Origin of the sequence: Paenibacillus sp. FSL R7-0333, from assembly GCF_038000365.1 — a bacterium.
Lineage (GTDB): Bacteria > Bacillota > Bacilli > Paenibacillales > Paenibacillaceae > Paenibacillus_AQ > Paenibacillus_AQ silagei.
The window spans coordinates 657,220-670,631 of sequence record NZ_JBBOBZ010000001.1 but is presented as its reverse complement, the minus strand read 5'-3'; the positions used below and the strand labels follow the sequence as shown (position 1 = coordinate 670,631).

Sequence of the window (13,412 nt, the reverse complement as noted above, 5' to 3'; positions counted from 1 at the left end):
CTAGCAGCCGCAGGAAGCCCTTCCTGCGGCTGCTTTATGTTACTATGAAGGTTGTAACGAACGAATCCCATCTGCAGAAGGAGTCTGATCCGCTTGCACGCACCATCCCATCCTAACCACGACTCTAAGGACATCGAGGTCTACGATACAACCGAGCTATATGGTGAGACCGGACGGTTCCGGGTACTGCAATTCTCGGGGGAAGCTGTTCAGGGCGCACTGGATCTGGACCATCCGCGCCGGGTGATCTTCGAATATCCCCGGGCGATGATTCATCTGATGGAGGCGGGCAATCCGCATTTCGAGCGTGTCTTCCTGATCGGACACGGGATTGGTACGATTGCCGGTTATTTCGCAGAGAAGCAGTTTACGGTGGCTGAGGTGAATGCGAAGGTGGTGGAATACAGCAGAACCCGCTTTGGCTACACGCAGGATAACATCCTGATCGGTGACGGCCGGAGCCTGCTGGAAGCCGCGCCGGAACGCGGCCATGACTATATCCTGCTGGATGCCTTCACCGCTGCCGGGACGCCGCCTCATTTCACCACGCTGGAGTTCTTCCGCCTAACCCGTGCCAAGCTGAACGGACACGGCCAGATCATCATGAATCTGATGGGCCGCAGCGGCAATGACCGCTTTATCAGTGCTATTCATACCACACTCCGTGAAGTATATCCATATACCAGAACCTTCGTCCTCCCGGCAGAAGGGACCGCCGATCTGCGCAATATCCTCATGACCGCCAGCGCCCGGCCCATTCCCTATCAGTCCCGCCACATGGCCGGCTTCAGCGAGATCACTCCGGGGATCGGTCATGTGATACGTGACCGGTAATGCAGCAGGCGTGCAGGTCCAGCAGGTTCTCCAAATTCAACAAGTGAATAAACTGATGGTTGTCTTTATAGACGGCATCCAGCACCTCTGGATTCTGGAGAATGTGATCTGGCGCCTCATCCATGTGCTCCCTTGCGAGCAGTTGCACCGCTGACACCTGATCCACCCATATCCCTACCTCCTGTCCGGATACCTCGCAGATCAGAATCCGGGAGCCGGCCGTCTGTTCACCGCTGTCCATTTCGAGCTTGGGCCGTATGTCATAGACCGGGAACAGCAATCCGCGCAGATTGATCATTCCCAGGACATGAGCCGGGGCAGACACCAGCGAATGAATCTCAGGAACAGGTACAATCTCCTTCATTTGGCGGATCGGAATCCCGAAATCCAGCTTCTCCAGCTTGAAGGTGATATATTTCTCGCTCTGACTATCCTGTTCCCCTGCCGTAACTGTGTTCTCTTGGAGCAATGCATCGTGGGCCGAGCCTGTTTCCCTTGCAATCGAGCCTATATCCAGGATATGGGCCACTCGGCCGTCGCCAAGTATGGTTGAGCCTGCGATATAAGAAACGTTGCCTATGTAACTTCCCAGTGACTTGATGACAATCTCCTGATTGCCGATCGTCTGATCTACTACCAGACAGACCCGCTTATCCGCGAAGCCGACGATAACAACGAACAGCCGGCCGTTCACCGTATGCTCCCCTTCCTCCACTTGCAGCATATGGTGCAGACGGACAAGCGGAAGCACCTGATCGCGGAACTGGCAGACCTCCCGCCCCTGGATGGTAACAATATCCTCCGCCTTCATTCTGAATATTTCAATGACATTAATCAGCGGAATGGCAAAGGTACTGCTCCCCAGCTTAACCAGCAGGGAACGGATGATGGCAAGCGTCAGCGGGACCTTGATCGTGAATATACTCCCCTGATCAGGAACCGTCTCAATATCTATAATGCCATTTAATTTCTCTATATGTGCTTTGACAATATCCATGCCCACTCCGCGGCCGGATAAATCTGTGACCGTACGGGCTGTTGAGATGCCAGAGCGGAAAATGAGCATCACCAGCTCTTTGTCCGTCATACGCTTCACTTCATCAGTGGTGACGAAGCCTTTACGCACAGCGGCTTCTTTGACCTTGCCGGTATCAATGCCCCTGCCGTCATCGGATACCGTAATGACAATCATGTTTCCTTGATGACTTGCCCGCAGAGTAATGGTCCCTTTCCGCGGCTTGCAGAGAGCTGCACGTTCTTCCGGCAGCTCCAGCCCATGGTCCACGGCGTTGCGCAGAATATGGATCAGAGGATCGCTGATCTCCTCAATGAGGCTGCGGTCCAGCTCGGTCTCATTGCCCTCAATGATGAACTCGATCTCCTTGTTCGACTTCTGCGCCAAATCCCGGATCATTCGGGGGAAGCGGCCGAACAGATGCTCCATCGGCAGCATCCGGGTCTTCATCATCCCCTCCTGAAGATCGCTGATGACCATATTCAAATGTCCTGCGATATCATTAAGCAGATGAACATCACTGTTATTCTTGAACTGCTCGCTCAATCTGGAACGGACACTGTGCAGCCTGGTATTATCTATAATCAGCTCTCCTACCAGATTCAGCAGTCCCTCCAGCCGCTCCACATCCACACGGACAGTCTGGGCCGCATAGCCGCTATTTTTCTGAGCCTCTTTTCCTTCGGTGAAGGTGTCGAGGTTTGCTTTCGTAATAGGATCTGTATGTATAATTTCAATCTGTGAGATTTCCTGCAGAGAGGACATCATATCCTGCCGGGACTGCTGCGTAAGCAGAATATATGCAATAGTACCGGAGAACTGCGCATCCCTCTCGAGGGCTTCCAGCTCGGGGAAGGTGGCAACAACCTCGCCTGTTTCCCGCAGCTTGGCTTCTACGAGCTTCGCGCGGACATATTTCATCGGCTCCTCAGCAGCAAGTTGAATATGAACCGCCATTGCCGCAGAGCCTTGATCTATAGCTGCCTGGATCTGCTCTTTACGGATATCATCGAAGATCATATCCGGCACAGGCCCCGCTTCTCCCTGCGGAAGCCCCTCTGCAGCAGGAGCGGGAGACTCGGCTGCTGTCTTCCGCAACTCTTTTAACCGGCGCAACAGCTCTGAGATGTCCCCCTCCTCCAGGGCACCGCTTAGAATGGATTGACGAAGCTGCTTAATGAAATCTACGCAATCAAAGAGAATATTCAATAACTCGGAGGTGACCTCCAGCTGTCTGCCCCTGAGCAGCTCTAGCACACTTTCCATCTGATGCGTCAGCCGGTTAAGCTGCTTGAAGCCCATGACCGCTGATGAGCCCTTGAGCGTATGCGCGACCCGGAAGAGCCTCTGAATAAGGTCATTCTGATACCCTTTGCTCTCCAGCATGAGCAGGGCCTCATCCAAATACCGCAGCTGCTCGTCCATTTCATCCAGAAAAACGCCCAAATACACCATATTATGAAACTCGTTCATCTCAGTTCTCCTCCCCGCCTTCATGCGTTGGCCTTCATGCGTTGGCCTTCACCCGTCACTTAACAGACGCCCGATGTTCAGAATGCTGATCAGCTCCTCGGCACACATGCCGATCCCGTCCATGTACTGCACGCCCTGCACTTCATGGGATTCCAGAGGCGGCTCTACCTCATGAAAGGAAGCCACCTTTTCTACGGAATCCACCATAATCCCTATGGCCTCCTGCCGGTAATGTACCACTACGATCCTTGACCGGGTATCCGGTGGAGATTCTGCCAGGCCAAACCGCCTGCACAGACTGACCACCGGTATAATTTTGCCGCGTAAATTAATCACGCCCTTAATAAAAGACTTGCTGTTAGGCACGGCTGTGATAGGCTCCATCTTGATAATCTCGTTAATCTCCCGGATATCGATGGCCAGCTTCTCCTGTACCAGCCGGAAGATGATGTACTGCTCCGTTCGTGCAGCCAGCATGGCTTACTCCCCCTCTACAATCTGAACACCGACACCGAGCTATTCAGTTCATCCGCCAAGGAGGCGAGCATTTGCGAGGAGGAGGCCGTCTCCTCGGCTGCTGCGGCGGATTCCTGGCTTCCGGCCGCAATGGATTCAATCGAGAGCAGCACCTCGTTCGTCTGCGCCGCCTGCTCCTCACAAGCCGCAGCGATGCCTGTAATCTGCTGGGCAGTATCATTGACGCGGGTAACGATACCATCGATCAGCCGCTCTGTACGCTCGGACAGGGCCGATACGTCACTGACAGCCTGCACACTCAGAACCGTATTCTTCTGCATCACCCGGATGATCAGGGCAATCTGTTTGGTCGCTTCACTGCTCCGTTCAGCCAGCTTGCGGACCTCATCGGCGACAACGGCGAAGCCCCGTCCCTGCTCACCGGCACGCGCTGCCTCAATCGCTGCATTGAGCGCCAGCAGATTGGTCTGCTCGGCAATCTCATCAATCACCTCGATAATTTCGCCGATCTTCTGGGAATCCTGCTCAAGCAGCTCCATCTTCTCCGACAGATTACTCATACCAAGGCCGGATTCTCTTACCGCAGTGCTTCCCTCCTCAGCACCCTGACGCGTCAGCAGCGACAGCTCTGATGCCTGCTCGGCATTCTTCGCAACCTCATCGATGCCCCGGGTCAGATCCTGAACCAGCTGATTGATATTTTGCGCCGCCTGGGCCTGGGATTGGCTGCCGCTGGCGATTTCTTCGGTGGTTGCCGATATTTCCTCAGAGGAGGCCGCGACACTTTGCGCCGCTTCGACCGTCCCGCCAATCAGCTTGCGCAGGCTGGTAATCATCTCATTGGCTGCTGCGGCCAGCCGGCCGAACTCATCCCGGTTCTTGATCGCAATCTCCTCCCTGAGGTCACCGCCTGCCATGCGGACCATCGCAGCGAGCAGCTTGGATACCGGACCCACAATTCCCTGCGAGATCACGATGCCCAGCGCAATGGCTGCAAGTGCCGCAAGGATGGAGATGATCAGGATCATCAATCTTCCCGAGGTATAGCTGGCAACCGTAGAGTCGATCCGTTCATCTGCACCTTCGATTACATTACTGGCGGCCAGATCGGCGGTATCCTGAGCCTTCTGCAAATCAGGCAGTGCGTCGATTAAGACGCCGTAGGCCTGCGTATTCTGATCTTTATCCAGCAGTTCATTGACTTTGGGTACGGATTGGTTATAGTTATCCACGCTCTGCTTAATGATCTCTAACGCAGCCCGTTGATCCGCATTCAGTGCGAGCTGTCCATAGACCTTCATCCGGTCAGCAATTTTGTCCTGATCCGCTTTAATAACTGCCTGAATCTCCTCCTTCACCGAATCATCGGTTTCGAGGATAAGCTTGAACAGATCACCGCGCAGCTTGTACAGCTCAGTCCGGATCTCAGCAATATTGACAAGCGCGGGGAAGTTGTAGCTCTGCATCTGTACAGAGTTACTGTTCATGCCCGCCATTTTCATAATCGATAGCCCGCTGATAAATATAAGCAACGCTACAATAACCAGAAAGCCTCCCAACAATTTGGTGCGGATGTTTAGTTTCAAATGAAGCACTCCTCAATATGTATTTTGTCGAGCCTACAAAGCTTCCCCTATTATGTATAACGTAAGGCCTCTGCGCCTATCGCCATTGGTTCCTAAGTTTCGACATAATCTTCCTGTTTTCTACAGGCCTTCTTTCCTTTACTGCACAAAAAAAGCAATGTACGCTTACATGCTGCGTAATCATTGCTTTTATAAAGAATCTTTTTTGCCGGTAGCTTGATATATTTGCGAGATCGCCTGTGATCTGCTGTGCACACCAAGCTTCTCGTAGATTTTGGTTATGTGATTCTTGACAGTATGCGTACTGATAAACAGTTTCTCCGCAATTTGCTTGTTATTGAGGCCTGTCAGCAGACCATCCAGGATATCGTTTTCCCGGGTAGTAAAACGTACGCCTCCCTCTTGCTGCACTGCAACCGGCGGAGGAGCTATCAGTTGCTCAAAGGAATGCATAAGTGGCTCGGGCACGGGTATAGGAAGTGTTTCCTTCCATTGCCTGCCGCCCTGCTCCGTATACTTCGTGAGCATAAGCAAGACCTTCGCCAAGTACAGATGGGAACTTTCTCCTACATCCTCTTGCCCATTGTAGTCCGTCAGGTAATAGTGCATATGGCGCAGAACGCATACAGCAGGAATATCACCCAGGTATTTGATCAGCAGCCCTATAGGATATGGAGCAAGGAGCGCGGCCTGGCCAATCCATTCCATCTCTTCCGCAGAGTGACTTAACGGCTCCAGCAAGTCCTGTGCAAGCCTTCGGATATCCGCAGCTCTGCTATGTACTACCGGCTGCTGTATCAGCAGATTATCCTGGAGCAGCCGCATGAAGTCAGTTCCGGAGGGCGTGTTCTGAGGCTGCTGGGCAAGCAGCTTGGTCACTAGCAGCACATTGGTCATATGAAAAATCGTTTCATATTCCCGCCGCTGCCCCTCATCACTGAACTGGACCGTGAATAACCCCAGCAGCCTTTGTTCAAATACCATAGGATGCTCTACCAGCTGCCAGCTCTTCCACTCCCGCCGGATCGGCTTGTTCAGCAGGTTGAACCCCGGTATCCCGTCAGCGAAATAGATCTGTTCAGCATCTTCTGCATAGACGGTGTACAGTTCATTCGGAGCAGAAGAGGAAGAATAGATCCTCAGTCCGGCCTCCTCAGGCGTATGTAATAACAAGCACATGAACGGACTGCCTAGCTGCTGCTGGAAAAACTCGATGAACAGCTGGAGGTAATCCTCCTTATCTTGAGTAACCAGAATCCCTTGGACAATTTCTTTATAGGTATCATGCCTCTTCCTTTGACGTTCATACAGCGCTTCGCTCTCCATATGATACATGGAAGCAGCGAGCTGATGGGCCACCAGCATACCCATATCCGCCTGCTCCTCCGTCAGCTCCGGACGGACCGGGTCTCCGGCATACAATAATCCATACAGCTTGTCCTTGTATTTGATGGGATAGCAGATTAACACCTTTGGCCTTACCCCATGCGCAGCAAAAAAAGAAATCCGCAGATCGCGGTCAGCATTCCTCCAGTACCCCATTTGCTTGGAGAGCCCCACCTGTCCCAGAAATCCCTCACCGTAAAAAAAAGAAGCCCCCAGCAGGGAGTTATCCTTCGGCATACCGGTTGTCTCCACCACTGTGAATTGGTCCCCGTCTGCAGCATTACTGGCATAGCCCGCAAATTCTACTCCAAGAATACGTACCACTATGCCCAGTATTCCTTGCAGCCACTCCGGGCTTGCCGGGTCCAGCAGATAGATCAGATTCATAAGCTGCAGGTCATACGCAGAATATTCTCCGCCCTGCTCCCGTTCAAGCAGAGCCTGCACGGTATCAGCCAGTATATCCAATTGGCCGATAATCCTGGCGACGCCCTCCTGATCCAATACCGGTACCTTATCCAGAGCCTGAATCCAGTCCTCCCATTCTCCGGGGGGAACGGTTTCATGAATCCTGCCGGTAATCAGCTCTTTCGTACAACCGTCCACCCAGACGCCTGTCAGAATATAATAGGGCCTTTGCTTACTGATCCCGATGGAGGTAATCAGCATTTTCAGCCCGGAGCGGGTTTCATAGACAATAGTTTTCGATACATTCCTGACCTTTTCCAGCAGGTTCGCAATTGCATGTTCAGCGGTTGCACAAGGAGAACCGAACAACAGAGATGCCATCTCGGTTAAGCCGGAGGGTTCTGTTATTCGTTTGTCCGCTTGATCGGTAATAATAATTGTCAATCCGCATAATGATGCGTATGCGTCTTGCAAAGACTGCAGATTTCGGCGGAGCTTGTTCTTCATTGCTTATTCCTCGCTTTCCCCTCCAAAATTCGCCATAGCCTCACCGATTCCCTGCTTTTACACCCTTTCATTCTACAAACGTAGCAGTATAGTCCAGGAATCTACGCGAAAAAATGCGCATATGCGAAATTCAAAAACTCACTCCATCCTCCTCATAAAAGTAAAACACCGGCGCTATATTTCCAGCGCCGGTGCCATATATCCCCTGGCTAAGCAGACGCTTAGCCATTACCACTTACTGCACAGCCGCTCATCTGCTCAGCTGTACCAGAATCTGCGGGTCTTTGATCTTCGTATCATCAGAGAGCAGCACGACCTTGGAGAGGACCTCCGCAGTGCGCGGGTCCTCGTCCAGGAACGGCAGGAACAGCCTGCCCCGGTGCTGGGAATGCACCGGAATAATGGACAGGGCGCCCGCGGCCTGCTTGTACGCCTGGCCGCTGCCTAGATGCACCGCATACTCGCCCAGCGTACCGTCAATCCGTGCATAATTGCCGTCCAGCCGGACGTTCTCAATCTTCAGCAGCCGCAGCGACTCGCTGACGATGACCCGGCGCATCTCTACAGTCGTCAGGCTCGCTTCCGGATCGACGCCCCCGACATGAGCCACGCTAACGACCAGATCCACATCCCGCATCACCTCCGAGAACAGCACTGGCGGCACCTGATCGAGCGGCACGCCCTTATACGTCTTCCGGTCGAAGAACTGCACTGTCTCCAATGTCGGAGCTTCGGTATCGGCCGGTGAGAACCAATCCGCCATGGCATAGAGCCGGACGATCAGGTTCTCGGCATAGAACACCTTCTGCAGCCCTTCCTCATAGCTGACCGTCCACTGCCGCCCCTTCAGAAGGGCGACTGTCTTGCTCGGCTGCACCTGATGGCCGGCGTAACGGCGGGACAGCACGCCCTGGGCCAGCTCATCCTCATTCGGCAGATACAGCTCGCGGAAGACCTGCTTGAACGGCTGACGGAGCTGACGGTCGAACAGGTCCTTCTGGTACAGGCTCCATTGTCCGCTGCGGTATAGATCCAGCGGATGGGCAATCCGCAGCGCCGCCTCCCCGCTCAGGGCCTTAGATTCGCCCGCAGGGCTTACCAGCGCCCCCTGATCCGCATCGTAATATCCCAGCGCATCGCCGCTCATCAGCACCAGCTTGCTAATCAGCGGTGCCAGCACCGGATTCCGGCTCAGCCCGGCAATCTCTGCCGGCGTGAAGCCGCTGCCGGACTCCATCGAGCGCTCCAGTTCAGCCCGGGCGCGCCGGAACTGCCCGGTAAGCTCGCTCTTGGCCTCCTTCAGCGCTTCAATCCACTCATGCTTCTTGAAGCGTGCGGGCACCGACTTCAGCGCCTTCCCCTTGCTGGTCACCACATAATCGCTTTGCCCTTCTTCGTCGATACTAAGCGAGACGAAGGTCTCTGCGTCCAGCTCATACGGCTCGAAGTACGCAGCATAATCATCCAGCTTGCGCGCCTCCATATCCCAGATCAGGCGGGTGACATCGGCATATCCGGCATTTCGTGCCAGGTTGCCAAGAGCAATCTGTACGGCCTGGCCTTCGCTGGCGCGGCGCTGTGCGCCGAACTTCTTACTCTCCGCCAGGAAGCGCTGGATGAACTCATAACGCACGCGGATATCTTGTTCACGGTCTTCTCCCAGCGGAATCAGACTATAGCTGAGCAGATGATCCTTGCCCCGCTTCTGCTCCACAGACTGCTTCATCTCTTCCAGGTTCAGCTTGCCGAGCGTGGCATCGGCGAACAGCTGGGAACGGCGGTGGTTCGCACCGGCAGAGATGTATTTGGCACAGTCATAGAGCAGCTCGAACCGCTCTTGTCCAAGCTCCTTGTAGGCGGACTGGAACCAGTTCACATCGAAGGCGCCGTCGTTGAACTCCTGCGGCGTGATCGGCGAGTAATGCGCCACCACCGTCTCTTTTTCGGCCGAGAAGCTCTCGTTAATGTGAGCGTGGAAGTACCAGGCCCCGCTGCGAAGCCCTTCCCAGCCCAGGTATTCGGCAATGATCTCGATCCACTGCGGGGCGTACATGGCGGCTTCCAGCAGCTTTTGATCGGACAGCTTGTACTCCTGCAGCAAGGTCTTCAGCAGCTCCGCATTATCGCCCTCACGCGGATAACATACCTTGAGCAGATGGCTGAAGGATTCCTTCTTCGTAATATTGTTGCCATAGCCATACACGTACCCGCGCACGAAGGTATCCTTGTTCAGCCCTGACAGGATACGGATACAATACTCCAGGCCCTCTATCCGCTGCAGCCCCATCGTCATGCCGGTCACCTCAGTCGGCAGGTCGCCGCGCCCCAGCTCAATGGCCAGCAGACGGTCGATGATCCGTGTGCGTAGTGCAACCATCTGTGGACTGTCTTCGATCCAATCATATCTGCGTGAACTGATCCAGCTCATATGGTTGCGTGCATCCTTACTCAGCAGCAGCTCCTTAAGCAGCGTCTCTTCGCGGATGATTCCACCGGTGAAGGCCTCAACGTAGTGCTTCAGTCCGATGATGCTGTCCTGCTCTTCGCCTCCGCTGATCCCCTCGAACCGGTAGCAGGTACGGAACATCTCCTTGAACTCCTCTGCTCCGTTCCATAGCTTCTGCACCATATCGACCCACGGCTCAGCCAGCACAGACAGGAAAGGCCAGTCCGCCGCAAGCTTCTCCTCCGGGAACGCAGCCATCAGCGCATTCACCGCACCATTCACTTGGCGGAAGCCCTCCGGGCTCTTGTGGTCCGCGCGGTACGCATCCAGCAGCGTCTCTACCTGCCATCTGTACTTCAGCTTGTCCACTAGCTTCAGCACAGCCTCGATCTGCTCCAGCGGGTAGACCTCTGACGCGAACTCCTTGCGCCACCCGGACAGCAGCTTCTGCTTGCTAAGTTCCTTATCATCAATTCCTAAGGTGTCGTAACCGTCATAGTTATCCAGGGTCTCATCCAGCTCTTCCAGGCTGATATAGAAGTTCAACTCTATCAGATCCCGGGCGCTCCAGCCGCTCTTGTCCCAATATTCAGCCCATGCTTCATGCAGCGGGTACTGTTCGAGGGCGGATTTGCCGCTCTCCTCATCGTTAATTAAGTACCCCTGCAACGGTCTGAGGTTGGTGCCGATCAGCACCGTGTCCTTATACCCGCTGTAATACTCAACCTCGTACTCTACGTCGCGGTGCTTGTGGATCGTGTTGTCCAGTCCCTTAAGGAATGTCTTGATCTGCTCCAAGGACAGCTTGAACACCTGATCCCAGGCGAATCCGTCAAGTACAGGCCCCTCAGCCAGCCACTCCTCCGTCTGCTGCGGATCGAACAAGCCGAAGCCGTTAGCCTTCGTATACTCATTCTTCTGGCTCAGCCTCGCGATCAGCTCGCGCTCCTGGTCGGAAGGCTTCTCCAGCGCCTCCGCCAGCGGACGGACCGCTTCAAAGAGTGCCTGCCGCTCTTCATCCTGGAACAACACGGTCATAATCTCCAGCCCTGCCTGCCGCTGCAGGGCATTCTTGCCCTGCACCAGTCTGTGGACGGACTCCTTCAGCGCTTCATCCGGCTGATTCAGCAGCATCCGGGTCACGCTCTGCCGCAGCGTACCGGTCTTAAGCTTCAGCAGCCCTTCGGCCATCAGCAGCTCATCCTCCGCCAGGGTTAGCCCCTGCGCCAGGTCCAGCGCCAGCTCCCGGTTCTTGATACTCTTGTCGGAGAGGCTGGCGAAGATGAATTCGCGCTGCACAGTATCCTCCGTATGCTGCACGAAGTAATTCAGCAGCTCCCCACGTATGTCCGTGCTGAGCTTGTCCTTCAGCGCCAGCAATTCATTCACCCAGGCCGGGTCCATATCATAGGAGATCAGATAAAGCATCTTTTGGACCGGCAGATCACGGGTGTAGTTGACCTGCAGGAAATCCAGCACCTTAGAGGTACCGGTCAGCTCCCGGCTGTCCGGATTCAGGAAGATGTCCTTCAGCAGGCTGAAGTCGCGCTGCCGCTCGCTTTTATCCTCAAGCTGCGGGCTGGTTACGACCTCGATCTTCGGCCCATTATCCTTCGGCCCTCTCCACATCCGGTTATAATCATAATTATAATTCGTCAGAATCCAGTACAGCAGCTCCGGCTCTTGCTCCTTCAGATACTTCCGGGCGCTGCTCAGGCGCACCTCCCGGTTCTGGCTGCCGGAAAGTACATACTCTGCTACAATCTTCTGGTAGGACTGGCCCTGTTCCATCAGGACATCCACCTTGCCGATCAACTCATTCTCCTCATAGACAGCCGTCCCCCACAAGCTCAGGTAGACATGGTTGGCATTCTCGCTGGTCAGCCAGTCAGCCCGCAGCGCTTCATCCGTCAGCACCTGATAGGCTCCTTCAATCAGTTGCTTCGCCACCCGCTGGTTCTGGGCTTCCAGGCCCATCCCCGTCCATACGCCCAGGGCACGCACCACCGAGCTGTAGCGCACGAGATCATTGTCCAGAATCACCTTCAGCATGTACAGGTTGTTCTCTATCGTCCCCTCATCCATCGTCTCCATAATGGACTGGCGCAGTCCCTCCTGCAGCCGGGCAGCCAGCAGCAGCTCGCCAATCATCTGAACAGCGGCCTGGTTACGACTGAGGAATGCACCCTTTATCATATTGCGGCTGAGCAGTGCCCCCTGGTTGTCCCCGTACACCGCATCCTTAAGCAGCTCCTCCATCCCGCTGCCGCTGCGGTCCAGCTCATAGGCGACTACATCGGGAACGGCAACATCTACACGGTAAGAGATACTGTAATCCTTTTCATAATCCCCCTTCAGGTACTCCGGCAACGAGAATTCAATTAGCTCCATATAGATCAGGGCATTGATTTTCCGGAGGATCTGCATCCGGTGCGCCTGAACCTCCCGGGTCCGGAACGGCCGGCGCAGATACCCTATGGAATAAGGGTACTCCACTGCATGCTTAACTATGTAACGGGCAAGCTCAACGGTATGTGTGCTGTACAGCTGCTGCATGATCCCCATCAGCGGCTCCCAGTATCCGGTAAAATCAGCCTGAGCCGCCGCAGCGCGATCATCCATGATCACAAGGAAGCGGTCCAGCGAATCTTCCCCTTCATGAAGGTAGCGGTTCTTGCTGAACTCCGCGAGCAGGCCTGCCAGCTCCGCGCCTTCCCCCTTCAGCCCTTTGGCTTTGTTCTCAACATCCGCGTACCACTGAGTCTCCCACTCTGCATTTCCGATTTTCATACTGTCATCTCCCTCACCATAGTCTTCCTGCCAGCATCGTGAACCGGATCAGCGTCAGCTCATCGCCCTCTTCGAGCCTCAGCGGCTCATCCAGCGCGGAACATTCCGCTTCCTGCACGAATACCTTGTACAATCCGTCTTCGTAAGCAAGCAGTGCCGCAGCCGTAGCCTGCTCTACCTCAGGCTTCGTCTCACCGTACACCGTACCGAATCCGACCTTGCCGTTATCACCCTGCTCCGCAATTTCATTTGCGGTCAGGTAAGGAATTAGTTCTCCCCGCTCCTGCCGCTCCAGCATCGCCTGCACCTGCCCGGCTACAATCTCCGAGATCAACGCGCGCAGCGTCTGCGGACGGTCAGCAAGCAGCAGCTCCTTACGCTCTAACACCGGCCTGCGTTTGCCCAGGCTTTTGACGGTTACATACAGCTTCATGGCCTTCCCTCCTTACCTCAAAAGCTCTATTCGACAGATTATCTAGTTCATTACCCC

At 54.7% G+C, this 13,412-nt stretch carries 7 protein-coding genes; 1 reads left to right on the top strand and 6 read right to left on the bottom strand.

Going from position 1 to position 13,412, the window contains the following annotated elements:
• The first annotated feature begins 93 nt into the window (after positions 1-93).
• On the top strand, positions 94-834 hold the full coding sequence (locus MKY86_RS02815; RefSeq protein WP_076078840.1) for a spermidine synthase: 741 nt from the start codon (positions 94-96) through the stop codon (positions 832-834).
• On the opposite strand, the gene MKY86_RS02810 is transcribed toward MKY86_RS02815, so the two are convergent.
• From MKY86_RS02810 to MKY86_RS02785, 6 genes are all read right to left on the bottom strand, one after another.
• The gene (locus tag MKY86_RS02810) at positions 797-3,322 is read right to left on the bottom strand and encodes a chemotaxis protein CheW (RefSeq protein ID WP_076078839.1); all 2,526 of its coding nucleotides are present in this window, start codon (positions 3,320-3,322) and stop codon (positions 797-799) included. The two genes, MKY86_RS02815 and MKY86_RS02810, sit on opposite strands and share 38 nt — an antisense overlap.
• Positions 3,323-3,370: 48 nt before the next feature.
• Positions 3,371-3,799 carry a chemotaxis protein CheW gene (locus MKY86_RS02805; RefSeq protein WP_076078837.1) on the bottom strand — a complete coding sequence of 143 codons (429 nt, stop codon included), beginning with the start codon at positions 3,797-3,799 and terminating at the stop codon, positions 3,371-3,373.
• A 14-nt stretch (positions 3,800-3,813) separates the two neighbouring features.
• Positions 3,814-5,385, bottom strand: a complete 1,572-nt coding sequence (locus MKY86_RS02800; RefSeq protein ID WP_076078835.1) for a methyl-accepting chemotaxis protein — start codon at positions 5,383-5,385, stop codon at positions 3,814-3,816.
• A gap of 189 nt (positions 5,386-5,574) precedes the next feature.
• Positions 5,575-7,686 (bottom strand): LuxR C-terminal-related transcriptional regulator, encoded by a 2,112-nt coding sequence (locus tag MKY86_RS02795; protein ID WP_076078834.1) that lies wholly within the window; start codon positions 7,684-7,686, stop codon positions 5,575-5,577.
• A 250-nt stretch (positions 7,687-7,936) separates the two neighbouring features.
• On the bottom strand, positions 7,937-12,922 hold the full coding sequence (locus MKY86_RS02790) for a DUF4132 domain-containing protein (RefSeq protein WP_076078833.1): 4,986 nt from the start codon (positions 12,920-12,922) through the stop codon (positions 7,937-7,939).
• A 13-nt stretch (positions 12,923-12,935) separates the two neighbouring features.
• Positions 12,936-13,355 carry a hypothetical protein gene (locus tag MKY86_RS02785; RefSeq protein ID WP_076078831.1) on the bottom strand — a complete coding sequence of 140 codons (420 nt, stop codon included), beginning with the start codon at positions 13,353-13,355 and terminating at the stop codon, positions 12,936-12,938.
• Between the last annotated feature and the right edge of the window lie 57 nt (positions 13,356-13,412).